The organism is Spirosoma harenae (genome assembly GCF_054776975.1).
In genome coordinates this window covers 37,694-57,357 of sequence record NZ_BAAHBD010000001.1, presented here as the reverse complement: position 1 = coordinate 57,357, position 19,664 = coordinate 37,694, and the positions used below count along the sequence as shown (strand labels likewise).

Annotated in this window: 14 protein-coding genes; 11 read left to right on the top strand and 3 right to left on the bottom strand. The window is 48.3% G+C overall.

Annotation, left to right across the window (positions count from 1 at the left end; genetic code table 11):
* Window positions 1-353 precede the first annotated feature (353 nt).
* The 9 genes from ACYVE4_RS00205 (at window position 354) to ACYVE4_RS00165 (ending at window position 13,014) form a co-directional block, all read left to right on the top strand.
* On the top strand, window positions 354-1,271 hold the full coding sequence (locus ACYVE4_RS00205) for a hypothetical protein (RefSeq protein ID WP_460994752.1): 918 nt from the start codon (window positions 354-356) through the stop codon (window positions 1,269-1,271).
* Between the two features lie 28 nt (window positions 1,272-1,299).
* Window positions 1,300-1,518: a copper chaperone gene (locus ACYVE4_RS00200; protein WP_460994751.1), complete on the top strand. Its 219-nt coding sequence runs from the start codon at window positions 1,300-1,302 to the stop codon at window positions 1,516-1,518.
* 24 nt (window positions 1,519-1,542) lie between these two features.
* A complete protein-coding gene (locus tag ACYVE4_RS00195; RefSeq protein ID WP_460994750.1) occupies window positions 1,543-1,944 on the top strand; it encodes a hypothetical protein in 402 nt (133 codons plus the stop codon).
* Window positions 1,945-2,176: 232 nt separating this feature from the next.
* Window positions 2,177-3,892 carry a tetratricopeptide repeat protein gene (locus tag ACYVE4_RS00190; RefSeq protein ID WP_460994749.1) on the top strand — a complete coding sequence of 572 codons (1,716 nt, stop codon included), beginning with the start codon at window positions 2,177-2,179 and terminating at the stop codon, window positions 3,890-3,892.
* 226 nt (window positions 3,893-4,118) lie between these two features.
* A complete protein-coding gene (locus ACYVE4_RS00185; RefSeq protein WP_460994748.1) occupies window positions 4,119-5,252 on the top strand; it encodes an efflux RND transporter periplasmic adaptor subunit in 1,134 nt (377 codons plus the stop codon).
* Window positions 5,253-5,305: 53 nt separating this feature from the next.
* Window positions 5,306-8,536 carry an efflux RND transporter permease subunit gene (locus ACYVE4_RS00180; protein WP_460994747.1) on the top strand — a complete coding sequence of 1,077 codons (3,231 nt, stop codon included), beginning with the start codon at window positions 5,306-5,308 and terminating at the stop codon, window positions 8,534-8,536.
* Entirely contained in the window at window positions 8,514-10,028 is a 1,515-nt protein-coding gene (locus ACYVE4_RS00175; RefSeq protein WP_460994746.1) for a TolC family protein, read from the top strand. The genes ACYVE4_RS00180 and ACYVE4_RS00175 overlap by 23 nt, the downstream gene beginning before the upstream one ends.
* A gap of 611 nt (window positions 10,029-10,639) precedes the next feature.
* Window positions 10,640-12,370, top strand: a complete 1,731-nt coding sequence (locus ACYVE4_RS00170) for a GMC family oxidoreductase (RefSeq protein ID WP_460994745.1) — start codon at window positions 10,640-10,642, stop codon at window positions 12,368-12,370.
* On the top strand, window positions 12,367-13,014 hold the full coding sequence (locus ACYVE4_RS00165; RefSeq protein ID WP_460994744.1) for a gluconate 2-dehydrogenase subunit 3 family protein: 648 nt from the start codon (window positions 12,367-12,369) through the stop codon (window positions 13,012-13,014). Before ACYVE4_RS00170 ends, ACYVE4_RS00165 begins: the two co-directional genes overlap by 4 nt.
* Before the next feature lie 128 nt (window positions 13,015-13,142).
* On the opposite strand, the gene ACYVE4_RS00160 is transcribed toward ACYVE4_RS00165, so the two are convergent.
* The 3 genes from ACYVE4_RS00160 to ACYVE4_RS00150 all read right to left on the bottom strand — a co-directional run bounded on the left by ACYVE4_RS00160 (window position 13,143) and on the right by ACYVE4_RS00150 (window position 14,600).
* A complete protein-coding gene (locus ACYVE4_RS00160) occupies window positions 13,143-13,604 on the bottom strand; it encodes a hypothetical protein (protein ID WP_460994743.1) in 462 nt (153 codons plus the stop codon).
* Window positions 13,605-13,620: 16 nt separating this feature from the next.
* Window positions 13,621-13,830, bottom strand: coding sequence for a hypothetical protein (locus ACYVE4_RS00155; protein WP_460994742.1), 210 nt, complete (start codon window positions 13,828-13,830; stop codon window positions 13,621-13,623).
* Between the two features lie 143 nt (window positions 13,831-13,973).
* On the bottom strand, window positions 13,974-14,600 hold the full coding sequence (locus ACYVE4_RS00150; RefSeq protein ID WP_460994741.1) for an RNA polymerase sigma factor: 627 nt from the start codon (window positions 14,598-14,600) through the stop codon (window positions 13,974-13,976).
* Window positions 14,601-14,877: 277 nt separating this feature from the next.
* Here ACYVE4_RS00150 and ACYVE4_RS00145 point away from each other — a divergent pair, with 277 nt between their 5' ends.
* Both ACYVE4_RS00145 and ACYVE4_RS00140 read left to right on the top strand, forming a co-directional pair.
* Window positions 14,878-15,993, top strand: a complete 1,116-nt coding sequence (locus ACYVE4_RS00145) for a FecR family protein (protein WP_460994740.1) — start codon at window positions 14,878-14,880, stop codon at window positions 15,991-15,993.
* A 223-nt stretch (window positions 15,994-16,216) separates the two neighbouring features.
* The gene (locus ACYVE4_RS00140) at window positions 16,217-19,645 is read left to right on the top strand and encodes a TonB-dependent receptor (RefSeq protein ID WP_460994739.1); all 3,429 of its coding nucleotides are present in this window, start codon (window positions 16,217-16,219) and stop codon (window positions 19,643-19,645) included.
* The last annotated feature ends 19 nt before the right edge of the window (window positions 19,646-19,664 follow it).

The window sequence follows — 19,664 nt, the reverse complement described above, 5'->3', positions numbered from 1 at the left end:
CAGCGTTCAATTCGTCGTTTTCAGCAAGCGTATGCTTTCGGAAAAATCTCGCGTAAACCGGCCCAACCGTATCCGGTTAAATGCTCCTAAAAAAGTAAAGGGTTGAAGTCAGGAGCCGATGAAAACGGCGATGCTCAAATTTTTCAATGCCCGTACCAGGCCAGTACGCGCGCATACCGAGTCAATTTGGGGAATTGCATTCGATGGATTTCTTTTCGTAAATAATGCGGATTGCCTACAGTTGATTTCGGCGACTGAGCGATCTAAGCAAATTCTAAGGAGTCTTTAAGACTTCTATAACGTCTCACTATCAGCTTTGTCGCATTCCTTCACGCAGTAAAATCAGAGAGCTTATGGACACAACTGGACCCAACCATACAAATCTGGCCTGGATTTTGGCCCTGCTGATTGGACTGGGCGTAGCGGGTGGTATGTACTGGAAAAACAATCAAACGTTAACGCGTCGATACGATCAGGCCGAACAACGAGCAGACTCCTTACTATCGGTAAAATTTCTGCTCGAAGGCGACAATCGCGAACTAAAAAGGCAACTGGAAACGGTAGCCGACGATAACACTTATCTGGATCGGCGCATCAAAACATTGCACGGACAATTAGCGAAAAGCGACGGGGTCGTGGCGGGTTTGTATCGGAAAAAGACAGCGCAATCGTATACCATTCGAAACTTAGCTGATAGTCTTGCCGAACTACAGGTAATTCGCGACAGTCTTGAGCATCAACTAATGGCTATGCGTGATAAAATAAACTGGCAGAGCCAATCGAACACCTTGCTGGCGAAGGAGAAAAAGGAGCTGGAGCAAAAGCAAAAAGACCTGAACACGCGCATCCTGACAATGGTACCCCGGTCTGCTATGACGGGTGATGCGTTTCGGGTGGATGTCAGTAAGTCGAATAAGAAGGTAACGGCCAAAGCGAAAAAGGCAACTACGCTAACGATTTCATTGAATGTACCCACTTCCCTGAATCTGGAAGGCAAACAGGAGCTTTATATGAGCCTGACGGACCAACAACGACAGCCCATGACGCCTGCCCTTCGCAATACTACCATCATATTACCTGATATGAACGAGGTAATTCCGGTGCATGCCGAACAGACGGTGAATTTTTCCCGCAGTCCGCAGCGAATATCCTTTCGCTTTACATCAGATGCCGTTGTTAAGCCGGGAACGTACCGGGCATCGGTTTTTACTAAAGATGCCTATTTAGGTTCCGTTGAGTTTCAATTGCGGGATAGTTTCTGGTTCTTTTAGTTAATCATGTAAACATACGGGTTGCCCAATGGAAACGCTAAATTTCAAGACTAACATTAAGACCAGTGAAGACGTAGCGGCTGTGACGCTACCGCTGAACGATATCGAACAGGTAGACGGTTGGAACGTAGATACGGAATCGGTCGATAAATTGCTAACCGTACAAACGACCGATAACCGCATTGCCAATCTGGTGGAGCAGGTCGTTCGACAGGCTGGTTTTCAGGCGGAGCAGGTTGCTCAGTAAGTACACCTTTAAAACTCAATGGATATGAAAACGATATACAGTACGGCTATGACCATAATTACCGTCATTGGACTCAACGCCTGTACGCCTAAAATGACCTTTGTTACGTCTTCTATTGTTCCGGCGGCTAGCGGAACTGTCAGCGTAAAGAAAGATAAGAATAAGAACTACATCACGAATGTCAACGTGATGAATCTGGCAGAGCCCAAAAACCTTAGTTCGCCTAAAAATACGTATCTGGTATGGATGGAATCCACGGGGAATTCCTTCAAAAAAATTGGCCAGCTTATGCCCGCCGGGAGGGCACTGAAAGGAAACTTAAGTGCTACATCGATTGATAAACCTAACCAAGTTTTTATTACGGCTGAAAATAATCCGGATGTGCAGTATCCAGACGGAGAAATCGTTTTGACAACCCGAAAGTAAGTAAGGAATTTCCTTACCAAGTCTGACTAACCCCTAAATCCCCTGAAGGGGACTTTGCTCATTTATAGACAAAGTCCCCTTCAGGGGATTTAGGGATAGAATAGGGGTAAAGGTATCTTCTAAGCCAATTCTAAGCAGTATTTAAGACCTTTCTTAAGAGTGTAGGGTAGTTTGCTGATGCTTTCTCAACTGACCGATTTGGTCAGTTGGGGGCAACTAAACGAAGCTCAGCATGAAAACTAAACTAACCTATTTATTGCTGTCGGGACTGGCGAGCGCTGCATTGGCGCAAACGCCATCTCCCGACGCAACCACGCTCATGAATCTAGGACATTTCGATGAAGCTAACCGAATGCTCAGTCGGAACGCCCGGCAAAATCCATCTATACAAACCTATTTCGACGCCGGTTATGGCTACTTACGGGCGGGCAAGCCTGACTCCGCCCGTGCCTGGTTTTATAAAGGCATTCCCATGGATGAAAAGCGTGTTCCGCTGAATCAGATGGGGTCAGCCATTACCTATCTCGTCAAAAGCGATGTAGCCAATGCGAATCCCAAACTCGATGAAGTAGTCGACAAAAGCAAAGGCAAAAATGCGGAGATCTTGTATCGGATTGGTGAAGCATACACGGGGTATCTAACGCCAGGTAACGGGTCGATCAAGCCAATTTATCCCAAAGTTGTAGATGCGGCCAAAGCCATTGATTATCTAAACCGGGCCGCCGAACGGGACAAGAAAAACCCGGCCATTCAACTGGCCCTGGGCGATGCCTATTACCTGAATAGCAACGCCGGTACGGCCGTAACTCGATACGAAAATGCCCTTGAATTGGGCATGGAGCCGTCGCGGGTGTACCAGCGGATTGGCGATATTTACTGGCAGGGCCGCAACCTGAATCTGGCCGTTGAAAATTATAAAAAAGCCATCGAGGCTAATACAAATTATGCACCCGCTTATAATCAACTGGCGGAGCTATATTTTCTGGTCAATCGCTATAAAGAAGCCGCCAGTTATATTGATCAGTACGTCAGTGTATCGAAAGATAAAAGACAGGAGACGTTGCTGCGTCAGGCTCAGTTTCATTTCCTGGCCAAAGAGTACCAACGCGCTGTGAATCTGATCGATAGCAACCGGACTGCGCTGGCTCAGAATCCAATTGTGTACCGGATCGAAGGCTGGTCGTATTCATCCCTGAAACAGCCGCAGAAAGCCATTCAGAATATTATGACGTTCCTGGAAAAATCGCCCGACAAGGCTATGCCCGACGATTATAAATACCTGGGTAATGCCTATTTAGGTATCGAAAATCCGGGTAGCGATTCGCTCAAAGCCATCAATGATTCGATCGGCGTAACTTATCTGACCAAAGCCGCTCCATTCGATACGACCGAGAATCTGTATAGTGATATAGCCAAATATTATTACCGGGCCAAGAAACATCCTGAAGCGGTAGCTGCTTTGGATTCGGCGGCCAAACACGGGTTCAAAGCTGATGTACAGGACTTATTCCGGTATGGCATGAGCAATTACACGCTTGGTTTCCAGCGCGATAGTCTTGGTAAATTGGTTCGGGATACCACTCGATTTGCTCTGGCCGACTCGGCCCTGGCCCTGGCTCAGAAAGCGTCGCCGGACTATGCGCCAACCGTACTGTATCGGGCCAAAGCAAACTATTATGCGTATGCCCCTGAAGAGGCTGTACGGAACGGAAAAGCGAAGCCTTATTTTGAGCAGTTTATCAGCATGGTGGCTGACAAACCCGAAGAGCAGAAACGCTATAATAAAGATCTTTTACTGGCCTTCAAGTATATGATCTCGTATAATGAGCTGGTTACCAACGACGAAGCAGTTCGGAATGAATGGCTTAAAAAGGCCACTGCTCTCTTTCCTGATAATAAAGAGTTGGCCAAAATTGCCGCTTCTGACACGGAAGCCAGTACCCAATAAATACCTGTTTCATTGTTGCACATGCTTAATAGACCGCTACCTGAGCTTGATCTTGGGTAGCGGTTTTCTTTTTCTTCTAATAGTCATTAGGGCGTTCTAAGCAAATTCTAAGCACTTTTTAAGCCTCCTTTTAATTGCCCGAAACTTCTTGCAGTCAGATCAGAAAGGGTAACTACCAATTTGGTCCTTATGTGATAACCATCTCAGTTACAGTAGATCAATATTTATGCGATACCATCTGGGCATAGTAGCTCTTTTATTTTGTACAGTATTAACGGCTTGTTCCGACCGACAGGATAAAAAACAGGAGCAGGCTCTGGCACTTCCCGTTATTCAATTGACTCGTCAGGATGCAACCCTGGATCACGACTATGCCAGTAGTCTGGAAGCAATACAAAATGTAGAAATCCGCGCTCGGGTTGCTGGCTATTTGGATAAAATTTTGGTGGATGAAGGGCAGCCGGTTCACAAAGGGCAACCGCTGTTTCAACTCAATCCTACCGAATATCAGGTTGAAGTTGATCGGGCTCAATCGGCGCTGGAAAGTGCCATGGCCGAAGAGCAATCGGCCGCAGTAGAGATGGATCGGGTAAAACTGCTGGTGGATAAAAACGTCATCTCACCCTCGGAACTGAAGCTGGCCAAATCGAAAATGGCCACGGCTCGTTCGGCCATCAATGGCGCTAAAGCCGCTCTGCACAAAGCCCAGTTCCACGTATCGCTGACCAGCATCCGCGCTCCGTTCGACGGAGTCATTAATCGATTACCCTTTAAACGGGGAAGCTTAATCGAAGAAGGCGCCTTGCTGACCACCATCTCCGACATTCGGGAGATGTATGCGTATTTCAACGTATCGGAGAAAGAATATCTGGCTTTCATCAAAAAACGGCGCGATCCCGAAAAAACGACCGTCCGCGAGGTCGATCTGCTGTTGGCCGACGATTCGGCGTATCCCTACAAAGGAAAAATAGAAACAACGGAGACGGAATTTGAAGATAACTCAGGTACAATTGCTTTCCGAGCCACATTCCCGAATCCGAAACGCCTGCTACGGCACGGCGCTACCGGTAAGGTTCGCCTGGAAACCGACGTAGACGACGCCGTGCTAGTGCCTCAGAAGGCAGTTTTTGAGGTGCAGGACAAAAATTTCGTGTACGTCGTAGATGCTCAGAACAAAGTGAAGGCCCGCAGTTTCGTACCACGTAGCCGCGTGGATCAGCTCTACATTGTTCAGTCGGGACTTCAGCCGGGCGATCGCATTGTGTATGAGGGGATTCAGAGTCTCCGGGATGGCATGACCATCGTTCCTAAATCACTTCCTACTAAGAATTTACAAGCGCTCTACGCGTCGGCTCAGTGATGTTTTTTGTCCTGCTGACGCAGGACAAAAATCGCCAATATACCTAACTGCTTATGTTCAATACCTTCATTAAAAGGCCCTTGCTTTCAACGGCCATATCCGTTCTGATTGTCTTGCTGGGTATATTGGCACTAACGGGTCTGCCCGTTACGCAATTCCCCGAAATTGTGCCGCCTTCCGTAACCGTTACAACCCGTTACACGGGGGCCAGTGCCGATGTATGCGTTAAGGCGGTCGCGACTCCGCTCGAGCGGGCCATCAACGGCGTGCCCGATATGACCTATATGACCTCCATATCGGGAAATGACGGCTCGACGCTGATTACGGTTTTCTTTAAAGTGGGCACCGATCCCGATCTGGCTGCTGTCAACGTACAAAATCGCGTAACGACTGTACTGGACGAATTGCCGGAGGAAGTCATCAAAGCGGGTGTAGTGACGGAGAAAGAAGTAAACAGTATGTTGCTCTATCTCAATATTGTCAGCGACGATCCGGCTGTTGATGAGAAGTTCATTTACAATTTTGCTGACATCAACGTACTGGCCGAACTCAAACGGATCGACGGTGTCGGGTTTGCTGCGATTATGGGCAGTCGCGACTATTCCATGCGGATATGGCTCAAACCCGACCGCATGACGGCTTATGACATTTCGCCCGATGAAGTGGTTGCCGGAATTCGGAAACAGAACGTAGAAGCGGCTCCCGGAAAGGCGGGCGAAAGCGCCGATACCGCTCCTCAAACGCTGCAATATGTACTTCGTTATACCGGTAAATTTTTTGAACCCGCACAGTACGAAAATCTCATTTTACGGAATAATCCCGACGGTTCGCTGCTACGTCTGAAAGATATTGCCGATGTTGAATTTGGTTCTCAGAACTACGGAATCCTTTCCAAAAACGACGGTAAACCATCGGCCGCTATCATGCTCAAACAGCGACCCGGCTCAAACGCCAGCGACGTAATTGCAGCCGTAAAAAAGCGGATGACAGAGCTGAAAGCTACCTCGTTTCCGTCGGGCATGACCTACAATTATGCCTACGACGTATCGCGCTTTCTGGACGCGTCGATCCATGAAGTATTGCGTACACTGATGGAAGCGTTTGTGCTGGTGTTCATCATCGTATTCCTCTTTTTACAGGACTGGCGCTCAACGCTGATATGCGCGCTGGCAGTTCCCGTTGCGCTAGTCGGTACGTTTGCGTTTATGAGTTCTATCGGATTCTCGATCAACCTGTTAACGCTGTTTGCACTAGTGCTGGCTATCGGGATTGTGGTCGATAACGCTATCGTGGTTGTGGAGGCCGTTCATGCCAAGATGGAGGAACCCAGAGCATCGGGGCATTTGTCGCCACGGGGGGCCACGTTTGCAGCTATGAGCGAAATAGCTGGGGCAATCGTCGCCATTACGTTGGTGATGTCTGCTGTGTTTGTACCTGTGGCATTCCTCTCGGGGCCAGTAGGTATTTTTTACCGACAGTTCTCGCTAACGCTGGCCATTGCCATCGTGATTTCCGGTATCAACGCATTGACGCTGACGCCTGCTTTATGCGCAATTCTGCTTCGACCGGTTCACGGTGAGAAATCCGGATTGCTAGGACGGTTCTTCGCCCGATTTAATCAGGGCTATGAAGCACTGGCCAGAAAGTATCAGGGACTACTACGTCGGATTGTCAACCGGGGTGTTGTTACGTGGGGACTGTTGCTGCTCTTTATTCTGGGCACGTGGGGGATTAGTACCATTCTCCCCGGCGGCTTTATTCCGACGGAAGATCAGGGAATGATTTATGTGAACGTAACAACCCCCGTCGGCGCTACCGTCGACCGGACCGAGAAAGTGCTGGACGCTATCGAAAAAGTAGCTTCTCAGCAAGAGTCGGTAGAGAACGTATCGACGCTGGCCGGTTATAGCTTGCTGACCGATGGAGCCGGAGCGTCGTATGGAATGGGAATGATCAACCTGAAACACTGGGACGAACGGAAGGTATCAGTGGCGGAACTGATTGCTACATTGGAAGAAAAAACCAAAGACATTACCGATGCCACGATTCAATTTTTTCCACCACCTACCGTACCAGGTTTTGGTAATTCGAGCGGATTTGAGCTGCGTCTTTTAGATCGGGGACGTAGTGGTGACCTGAATCAAACGGCTAAAGCTGCCCAAACTTTTATTGCTGCACTTAAGAAACGACCCGAAATCAGTGACGCGTTCACCAGTTTCGACGCCAGTTTTCCGCAGTATATGCTACACGTCGATCAGGAAAAGGCGTCTCAGAAAGGGGTTTCCATCGACAACGCGATGAGCACACTGCAAACGATGATGGGCAGTTATTATGCGTCCAATTTTATACGTTTTGGGCAAATGTATAAAGTGATGGTTCAGGCCGCACCCGTTTACCGAACCAAACCCGAAGACGTACTGAATATGCGTGTGAAAAACGATCAGGGCGAGATGGTTCCTTATTCGAACTTCGTCCGGCTGGAGCGGGTCTATGGCCCCGAGCAGCTTACCCGCTACAATATGTATACCTCGGCAATGATCAATGGGGATGCTGCACCTGGTTATAGTAGTGGCGATGCCATACGAGCCATTGAGGAAGTAGCGGCTAAGGAGCTACCCAAAGGATACGGTTTCGAATGGTCGGGTATGTCGCGGGAGGAAGTCATGTCGGGCGATCAGGCACTGTACATTTTCGCGATCTGTTTAGTATTCGTGTATATCCTGCTGATGGCGCAGTACGAGAGTGTATTTCTGCCTCTGTCTGTTCTGTTATCGCTTCCAACGGGCATATTTGGCTCGTTTGCCTTCCTGCAACTGATGGGTTTGCAAAACAACATTTATGCGCAGGTAGCCCTGGTTATGCTGATCGGATTGCTCGGTAAAAATGCCATCCTGATTGTCGAATTTGCCAATCAACGGCAGAAAGAAGGTTTATCGATTGTTGATGCTGCGGTAGAAGGAGCCGTCTCCCGATTGCGCCCGATTCTGATGACTTCGTTTGCTTTCATTGCGGGGCTGATTCCACTCTGTATGGCATCAGGCGCTGGTGAACTGGGCAACCGGTCTATCGGTACGGCTGCCGCTGGGGGCATGTTTACCGGTACCTTATTCGGGCTGATAATCATCCCAGGTTTATACGTCTTCTTCGCAAAAATCGCCCAACGGTTCGGCTCTGCCCATTCTGATGACGACGATTTCATTGATCATCATCCGTCGAAGAAGGCTGTTCACTCAGTTCCTGTATCCACTCAATCACACGTCAATGGAACCGTTATTCATTCATAAATCTGCACTTACCCCCAATCCCTTAAATGGGGCTAAAGTATCTTTGCGAGAAGCACTATTCAGGAGGTTGTGGGTGTTTTTCTTTTTTATATCTGTCTGGATACTAGGCGGTTGTCAGTTGCCGAAACCACTGCTTCAGCCATCGGCCAGCCCCATACCCGTTACATTTGCCGACCAGAGCGATTCAATAGGCATTGCCAGCCAGAACTGGCGAGATTTTTTTGCCGATCAGAATCTTATACAGCTCATCGACACGGCATTAGCTGGTAACCTGGATTTACGGATCGCTACGCAACGTATTGAATCGGCTCGGGCTGCTTTTGCGTATACGCGGGGTTATTTAGCTCCTCAAGTCAATGCCGTGGCCTCGGCAGGAGTTGATCGATATGGAAACTACACGATGAATGGCGTGGGTAATTTTGATACGAACCTGTCCGAAAATATCCGGGGAAACAATCGAATCCCCAATCCTACACCCGATTATTTTGTGGGTGCGCGTAGTACGTGGGAGGTAGATATCTGGGGTAAACTTCGTAACCGAAAACAGGCAGCTTATGTGCGCTTACTGGCTTCAGAGAAAGGACGTCATGTCGTTATTACCGCTTTGGTGGCCGAAGTGGCTCGCTATTATTATACCCTGCTCGCTCTGGATGGCGAAATGGAAATCATTCAGAAAAATATTGATCTCCAGCAGAATGCGCTTGGATTGGTGCGTATCCAAAAAGAAGCTGGTCGGGTAACGGAGCTGGCCGTTCAGCAATTTACTGCACAGCTTTTGAATACCCGAAGTCGGCAGGGGCGGGTGCGTCAGCAAATTATTGAAGCCGAGAACCAGTTGAACCGTCTGCTCGGTCGTTATCCTCAACCAATTGGACGTGGGAAATCCCTACAGGAACGTGACCTGCCTGGTCAGGTATTGACCGGGCTTCCGGCGCAGATGCTAACTCGCCGACCCGACATCCGACAGGCTGAACTTGAACTACAGGCTGCCCATATAGACGTAGACGTAGCGAGAGCAGAGTTTTTACCCAGCCTCAACCTGAATGCGTACGTTGGTCTGAATGCCTTCCGAACGGCAGTGTTGTTTAATCCTGCTTCTATTGCGGCTGGCTTACTAGGTGGATTATCCGCTCCGATTATCAACCGACGCTTTCTGAAAGGGAATTATCAGCAATCGGTAGCGCAGACCAGAGAATCGCTATACCGTTATCGACAGACGATCCTGACAAGTTTCAGTGAAGTGACAACAAATCTGCGGGGTGTCGAAAATTACCGTACCGTAGCAAATTTGCAATCCCAGGAAGTCAACGTACTACAAAAGGCGGTCACTACGTCGAATGACCTTTTTTCCAGCGGTTATGCATCCTATCTCGAAGTTATCACCGCCCAACGTAGCGTGCTGGAAGCCGAATTAGCGATGATTAATACCAGGCAACAGCAATTTTTAGCTTTTACCGATTTGTACCGGGCTCTTGGCGGTGGCTGGCAATAGGTAACGAATTCCCTGATCCATTGACGGTAATTGATAATACACCATCTTCTAAAATCAAGAACCTCGGCTAGTAGCGAGGTCCTGGTGATAAATGCAGCGATACGGCCAGCCTTAACGTACCTCTGCCGCGAGTGTAGCCGCTAAGTTTAGGATTAGCAGGAGGAGCACTTTCGTACTCATTTCAACGTCTCCGTCGGTGCCTCAATCGCGACTTGCAACTGCCTATTATCAGAAGATCGGACATTGGATAAAAAGAGAGCTGATCCACAAGGGGAAAAGCGCTACTTCACTTAACCTGGTCGTTAATCGAATATTTTCGGCAGCATCATCGAACTAAAATTAACAATGTCTATAACCGTAACTTGTTCTTTCAATGGTCGACTATTGGCCCAGGATCGACCATCGGCGATGGTTTCACCATTGAAAGAACAATAGATTGCGTATAAATTATTCATTTTTAAGCCTCAATGGTTCTGCATTGCTAAAGCGAAATTATTTTTACGTTCATTGGATTTCTGCTGGCCTTTAAAATCGGAAGCGATTCAACAATTCGGGCTCTGCTGAGTAGGCTCAATTGATTCCAGGAAACCGTAAACCAAAACTAACTTTTTATGCATTCTTGTCTGTATGGGAAAGAGCTATCTGCCTACGATGTAATTATCATCGGCTCTGGAGCCGGTGGGGGTATGGCGGCACATCAGCTCACCAAAGCTGGGGCAAACGTCTGCCTACTCGAGGCCGGAGGGTACTTTGATCCTGCTGATCCCAAGTACATTACGCAGCTTAAGTGGCCCTACGAGTCGCCCCGACGGGGAGCGAGTACCGTGCGCCCATTCGGCGATTTCGATGCGGCCTGGGGTGGCTGGCAAATTGATGGAGAGCCTTATTCTGCCAAAGCCGGTACTGAATTCCACTGGTTTCGATCCCAAATGCTGGGTGGGCGAACCAATCACTGGGGACGTATCTCGCTACGGTTTGGCCCCGACGATTTCCGACGCTACAGCCTCTCGGGGATTGGCGTCGACTGGCCCATTGGCTACGACGAAATGAAGCCCTACTATGACCGGGTCGATAAGCTCCTGGGCGTGTTTGGTACGAACGTAGGGCTGCCCAACGAACCAGATGGTTTTTTCCTGCCTCCGCCAAGACCCCGTCTGCACGAAATGATGATTACGAAAGCCGCCCGGGGCATTGGGATTCCCGTATTCCCCTCCCGATTGGCCGTACTGACCAAACCAATTAACCAGGAGCGGGGTACCTGCTTTTATTGCGCGCAATGCGGCCGGGCCTGTTCGGCGTATGCCGATTTCTCGTCTTCGTCTGCGTTGGTTATTCCAGCCATGAAAACAGGAAAACTTACCCTTATCAACAACGCCATGGCCCGTGAAATCCTGACTGATTCGCAGACTGGACTTTGTACAGGCGTTTCGTATGTGGATAAACTAACTCTGAAAGAACAGACGGTTAAAGGGAAAATTGTCATGGTGGCTGCCAGCACCTGCCAGTCAGCCCGATTGTTACTGAACTCTAAATCGTCTCAGTTTCAACAGGGGTTAGCTAACGGCTCAGGGGTAGTCGGTAAGTATTTGAATGACTCAACAGGGGCTTCCTTGTCGGGCTTTGTACCGGCATTGATGAACCGTAAACGGTATAACGAAGATGGTGCACAGAGCGGTCATATTTACACGCCCTGGTGGCTCGATAACAAGAAGTTAGACTTTCCACGTGGGTACCATATTGAATACGGAGGAGGCATGCGTATGCCCGATGCTAATTTCATGAGCGGTATCGAAGCCTACAATGGATCGGCAGGTAAGAAGGAGGCCGGTGGGTATGGGGCAAGTTTAAAAGAGGATTACCTGCGTTACTATGGTGCGTTTGTCTCGATGGCTGGTCGTGGAGAGCCTGTGCCGCTGGAAAGTAACTATTGCGAAATCGATCCGAACAACGTCGATCAATATGGCATTCCTACGCTCCGGTTCCATTATAAATGGTCGGATTACGAGATTAACCAGGCTCGTCATATGCAGAAAACCTTCGACGAAATTATTCATGCGATGGGTGGACATCGAGTTGGCCCAACACCGGGTGCTGACCGGAATTATGGGTTGGAAGCACCCGGACGAATCATTCACGAGGCCGGTACTATCCGGATGGGAAATGACCCGAAAACGTCGGCCCTCAATCCCTTTCAGCAAGCTCATGAAGTCAAAAATCTATTCGTAGTCGATGCGGCTGCTTTTCCGTCACAGGGGGATAAAAACCTGACCTGGACCATTTTGGCTACGTCCATGCGCACATCTGACTATATCATTGACCAGATCAAAAAGCAATCCTTATGAAACGTCGGGACCTTCTAAAAACGATTCCAATTTCAACGCTGAGTTTTTCGGCCGTCGCTGCAGAAGCGGCTTCTCCGGCAGCTCCTTTGCCGAAAACAACTGCACCAACCTTTGCCGGAGGCAAATCGCCTGAAGAGCAACGTCGGGATGCTGCGTTACAGGCCGCAAAATTCCTGACAGCGCATGAATTGGCGACCGTTACGATATTGTGCGACATTATTTTACCGGCCGATGCCAAGTCGCCCAGCGCTTCGCAGGTTGGCGTACCCGCGTTTATTGAGTTTATGCTGAAAGACCAACCCATCAACCAGACGCCAATTCGAGGGGGGCTAAGCTGGCTGGATCACGAATCCCGCAGCCGATTCGGCCAACCGTTTACTGGTTGTACAGCCTCCCAGCGGATCGCCATTGTTGACGATATTGCCTATCCTGCCAAAGCCAAACCTGAATTTTCCCCAGGTGTTGCGTTCTTTTCGCGAATGCGTAACCTGACAGCAGCCGGATATTTTACGAGCAAAGCAGGTATTGCCCACCTGGGCTACATGGGCAATACACCCCATCAATGGGCTGGTCCGCCGAAGGAAGTACTTGATCAACATGGATTAAGCTATGATCCGGATGTGCATTATGCGGACATGAGTTAGTGAACAGCGTTATTCTGCGCTGAATAACTGGTTGGAAGCCAACACGCATTGTCATTGCCGATAACGATGCGTGTTGGTTCTATCCTGCATGATCGATTGCCAGGTGGATGGGAATCGGTCGTCTATATTTATGACTTCACTCGTTTTTCTGATTTGCTAAACTCTTCGGAGTACCGGGCTGTCCATACCCCAACCAGTAGACCTGCCGCGTAGCTACAGGAAATGACAGGCGATAGTTCATTTCGATTCGATTTTCCTGTACCCATAATAACCACATCTACTATAGTAAATAGAGTAAAGTTGATCAGGATTGCCAGCACGGATATAGCCAGTCTGGCCCCATTATCCATTCTGAATCGAGCGAGAAACTTACGGTTGGCTAGGCAAAAGAAAAATAAGGCCGGGAGCGAAAAAAGCATTCCAAGCAGGGAAAAAAGCAGATAGACACCAATTAACGTTAGCAGATCATCTGGTGAACGATGAAAAACTATGGTGGCTAGTAGATAAATAAGGGGACCAACTCCCACGGCGATGAGCCATACCCGGAACGAAAACCATACGGCAGGACTAAAATCAACTCTATTTTTCATACAAATCGCGTGAATCTTACGGGCTTGCCTGATGTACACTATCCGGACTGGCTAGAAAGACAGAATCAGCCTTTCTGGTCAGCTCCAGGGCTGCCCCTTTCCGTCGTTCATTCAGCTCATTGCTCAACTGGTGAACGTGCCGCATAGCAAACAAGAGCACGACCGCCAGGATTATACCGACTGTAATCTGCTGCCAACTATAACTAGGATCGGGGTTTTCTCTCATTCTGTGTGGTTTTCTTCTAGACCCTGCCTGCCTGTCAATCCATTCGTCCCAAGCTACGCCCTATTTAACGTATTGTCAAGTTTGATGACTGAATCCATTAAGCTCGTTATCAATGACTTCCTGACATAGGTACAGCCGAAACATCAAACGCCTTGTTCCAGGCTATTGCCATACACCAGGAAAGCAAAAAGAAGGAGTAAGTCAGGCGATAATTGATTTCGGATTTCTTTGAAGGTTCGATGGAGGAGGTTGGCTACGCTCTGACGCTCCATGCCCATGATCTGAGCGATTTCGTGATTATCCAAATTCTGATAAAATCGCAGATAGAGAACTTCCTGCTGCCGTTTGGTAAGATTTACCATGAGTTGATGCAGTAGCCTCGATCGTTCGGTATAGATTTCGGTATCAATAATCTCCTCTTCTGTAGATACCGTAAACGGCATATTCACGGGCTGCGACTCGTCCAGATGAATGGGTGATTGCTGCCCCCGTGTTTTCAATAATTTATAACGCAGGGCTTTTAATAGGTAATTCTTCACAAAAACCGCGTCGCCAACCGATTCCCGACGCTCCCATAATTCCAGAAATAAATCCTGAATCGTATCCCACACCAATTCAGAATCAGTAGTCAGGTGCAGACCGTAGTTGTATAAACGAGGATAGTGTTCACGAGCCAGCTCGCCCAAAGCCCGTTCGTCACCAGCTTTAAAGCGTCGCCATAATTCCTCAGGAGGCAAATCCCGGTATCCAGTTGTCGTAAAACTTTCCAATGAATAATCGTTTTTGCAAACAGATAAAGCCAGTTGATTCAGTTTTATATCGCTTCAGAGAAATACGCGGCTCTCTGGCTAATCGTTTCGTTCTGAAGCGAAGTGTGTAAACAAACCCTGAAAATGTATCCCTCGCGGTCAACTAATTGATACTGGTAATCTAAATTACAGTATGAATTGCATTATAAGCGAAAAATTTTTTACATTTTTTTGAGTATTGTTTAATAAAAACTAGCACTGTAACTATAGAAGCAGCAGGATAGTTATTCGTTCCGGTATGAACTATAGGCATTACAGCGCTGAAGATTTTCTGTTCGATACGTCATTTCGCCAATGGACAAACGGAATGTCGCCGGAAGCCGCGACTTTCTGGGAACAGTGGCTAACCGAAAACCCTGATCGTGCTGAGGTCGTTCGGCAGGCTCAGGAATTGATTCACGCCCTTGATGATCATTACCGGGATGATGCTACCGACGTCCGAATTGATCATGAAATTAACCGGCTGATGCAACGGGCCGCAGAGAACCGTACGGTCGAATCTCCAATTATTGAGCAACCAACCCGGTCACCAATCTGGTGGCGTTGGGCTGCAGCCGCTTCTATTCTCGTTATTATTGGCTTAGGTAGCTGGTGGTATGTTAACGATTCTGCCCATACGTCGTCGGCTCCCTACGCACACCTCACCCAAAAAGCAGGAATACCGCTTATCGAAAAAGTCAATACGGGCAATCGCGTTCTGAATATTCTACTGGACGATGGCAGCCTGGTCACCCTTCGGCCAAACAGCCGATTAAGTTATCCAAAACACTTCAATAAAGACCACCGAACGGTCTATCTAAATGGAGAGGCATTTTTCGAAGTCATCAGAAATCCAGCTAAACCGTTTTTGATCTACGCGAACCAAACCGTCACCCGAGTGTTGGGGACCAGCTTTCTGGTACGGGCTTTCGAGAATGAAAAGAACGTGGTGGTAACGGTTCGGACAGGTCGGGTGTCGGTTTATAAACAACAGGATTTTGAAAAAGCACGCTTAACCGGCCTACGGCAGATTCCAGGGGTTATTCTGACTCCAAATCAGCAGATGACGCTCAATCCGGTAAACAGCCAGCCGGCAAATGCACTGGTTGAAAAACCGAAAGTTGCTATTCCCGAAACGTTAGTTCGCGAGCAGATTTTTGAAGATGCGCCTGTATCGAATGTATTGGCGTCGATTGAGAAAGCGTATTGCATAAACATCCAGTACAGCAAGGCTGACCTCTCAAAGTGCCTGGTCAACGTAACGTTTTCCAATGAAACGTTACTGGAGCAACTGGATGTCATTTGTCAGATTATCGGCGCTTCCTATGACGTGGAAGAAGGAGAAGTGATTATCCACAGCAAAGGTTGTCAGTAGAAAAACATAAAACAGCCAGGTGTCGTACAACGCAGTATTTACTTACCTAAACCCAGAACTTGTAACTGCCTATGAAGAGATAACCCTCTGATTTACAAAAAAGCCAGTGATGGTACCAGCATCACTGACTTCAAGATCACCCTTGTGCGAAACACTCATCGACGATGAGACGGGGGTTCTTTGTCCATTCCTAAATCAAAACAGTCAAAAAACAAGCAAAAGTATGAAAGAACTTCGACAACCGCTTAGCCTGTTGCGTAGCCTTATGAAATTTACTGTATATCAGTTACTATTAGCGGCTATGATAGCTGGTCTGGCAACAGCCCGTCCGGTTGAAGCACAGCAAGTCATGGAACAGCGAGTCTCGCTAAAGGCGGATAACCTGTCTATGAAAACGGTGCTAAACCAGTTGGGGCGCCAGGCCGACGTTCGCTTTGCCTACCGGTCAACGCTTATTCAGCTGAATACCCGCGTTTCATTCAACATTACCAATCAGCGACTGGGCGATGTGCTCACGAATTTATTAAAGCCGTATTTGGTAACGTATAACGTAAAAGGTCGGCAGATTATCCTGAATCAGGAACCGCCCAGATCGGCCGATCTGGCTGATCCTAATTATGATGCAAACGCTGACCGTTCGTTATCGGGCATTGTTTCTGACGAAGCGGGGGGGCGGCTGCCGGGCGTAAGTATTGTTGTGAAAGGAACGACCCGTGGCACCACGACCGATGCGAATGGGCAGTTCCGAATGAACCTACTCACGGGCGATGATGTGCTGGTCTTCAGCTTTGTCGGCTATCTCTCTCAGGAAATTACAGTCGGCGATCAAACGGCGTTGAACGTTACACTGGCTGTCGACACCAAAAACCTGAATGAAGTGGTTGTGGTTGGTTACGGCACGCAGAAACGCTCTGATCTGACCGGTTCCATTTCGTCCGTAAAAGCGGAAGAAGTAAAAAACCTGCCCGTTCGAAGTGTCAATGAAGCCTTACAGGGCCGGGCCGCCGGAGTTCAGGTAACTCGTAGCGATGGCGCACCAGGTGGAGGTTCCGATATTGTTATCCGGGGTGTTGGCTCCATTGGTGGAATGGCACCATTATATATCGTCGATGGAATACGGATGAGTTCGGGTAATAATTTCAATCTTCAGGATATTGAGTCGATTGAAATACTAAAAGATGCCAGCGCTGCGGCTATTTACGGAGCACAGGCCGCCGGAGGTGTGGTGCTGGTAACGACGAAGCGGGGAACTACAATGGACAAAATGAGTGTCAATTTTAACGCATATTATGGTGTCCGAAAGCCTCTTCACCTGTACAAACTCCTGAACACAGCCGACTATTATACGGCTAAAACGGCCTTTGGCGTAGCTACCAACAGCTGGGGCGATCCGAAGACATTGCCCGATAACGATTGGGTAAATGACCTCTTTACGAGTGGTATTGAACAAAGTTATTCGCTGTCATTATCAGGGGCTTCTGCCAAGAGTAACTATTATTTGTCAGCCAATTATCAGCGGGAAGGTGGTACACTGATCGACAACTCTTTTGAGCGATATGGCCTTCGGTCAAACGCCGATTTTAAACTGAATAAAAAAATTAAAGTAGGCGAAACGCTCTTTGCCTGGATGACCAACACCAATCCAACGCAAACGACTACGTTCCCATTCCGGTCAGCACCCGTAATCCCAATCTACGATCCGACGAATATTTACGGCGGTTGGGCCAAAACGGGTAATTATTTCGGTGGTCCCAACTTAGTGGCGCAGGAATACCAGAACCATATCTTGAACCAGACCTATGCACTGGAAGGAAATGTATACGCCGATTGGGAAATCATACCCGGCCTGAATTTTCGATCAACGTTTGGGGCTTCTGTATTTAATGTTAAAAACTACAAATTCACGGAAGCCTATGATTATGGCATTGTTGCCAATCGCGTAGCCGCGTTAACCCGACAAAATGATAACCAGCGCAATCTGACGGCCAATTTCGTGTTAACCTATGGCAAAACATTCGGTCTACACGAGTTCAAAGCATTGGCCGGGTATGAAGCCTATAAATCGGACTGGAGTACGTTAAGCGCGTCGGCTCAGGGGTTTCCTTACGTAACCTACAACCTGGCTCTATCGACCAACCCCAGCAGTTACGTAGCCAGTGGTGGCGAATTACCACAAACGCGGCTTCTTTCTCAATTTGGGCGGATCAACTATACCTACGCGAATAAGTATCTGTTGACCGCTACCATTCGTCGGGATGGCTCTGACCGATTCGGGCCAACCAACAAATTCGGTACGTTCCCATCGGCTTCGGTTGGCTGGAAAATGAATGAGGAAGCCTTTATTCGCGATAATCTCCAGTTCGTTTCCAATCTGAAATTAAGAGCCAGTTATGGTAAATTAGGAAGTACCAGCAATATCCCTCAATACACGTATCTGCCTTCGTACGGCGGTACAGGCGGCACGAACAGCATGGGACTAGTGGACGGCAGTCGGGCGAAAGGCTATGCGCTGACAGCTCAATTGGCGAACCAGAATATTAAGTGGGAATCAGTTCTTCAAACCGATATTGGTCTGGAAGTTGGCTTGCTGAAAAATGCACTGAACGTTACGATCGACTGGTATAGCCGCCAGACACAGGGAATGATTTATCAGGTACCAGTAGCGCTGTCGGCGGGTTTTGGTAGTACGGCTGTCTATACCAACATCGGCCAGATGAGTAATAAAGGGGTAGAGTTATCCGTGGATTACCGGGGGAAAAAAGGGGCCTTTACCTATGGAATTACAGCCAATGCATCGTTCAACCGAAATCTGGTACAACAATTAGATGGTGTTAACAACAATCCGATTTCGGATGGATCGGCTGCGCTGGATCTCGATGGAAATGCAGCACGTACCCAGATTGGCCAACCATTGAGCCAGTTCTATGGCTACATCGTAGATGGTATTTTCCAGACAGCGGCTGAAGTCAACACGTTAAATGAACAGGCCCAGAAAGCGGCCGGGTCAACAGCTGTTTACTACCAAAATGCAGGTACATCGGCCGGCGATTTGAAGTTCCGGGACACGAACGGTGATGGCCGGATTACAATTGCCGACAAAACGTTTATCGGCAATCCCTGGCCTAAAATGACCTATGGCCTTACACTGAATCTGGGCTGGAAAGGAATTGACTTTACGGCTTTATTTCAAGGGGTTCAGGGCGTAGATATCTATAACGGGACCAAATATTACAGGGAATATTTTTATGGCGATTACAATTCCACGAAGGATATTCTCAATTCCTCATTTTTTAATGGTAATGGCCTGACAAACCAGCCGAGAGTTGGGGTAACTAGTTCGGCCGGTGTTTTCTCGCGAGATCCGAATGCCAATTACGGTCGTGTTTCCAGCTATTTTGTTGAGGACGGTTCGTTTCTGAAACTGCGGAATCTGCAAATTGGCTATACGCTACCCAACACACTTATGAAGTCCCTGAAAATCTCGAGTTTGAGAGTATTTGCCCAGGGACAAAATATACTAACGATAACGAAGTACAGCGGGCTTGACCCAGAAGTACTGGGTGTAAACGGTACGACGGCCCGGGGCATTGATACCATCAATTCCTACCCACGGACCATGCTTCTGTCGATGGGTATCAACATGGGTTTCTAACTTCCAAAGCCATTCCAAT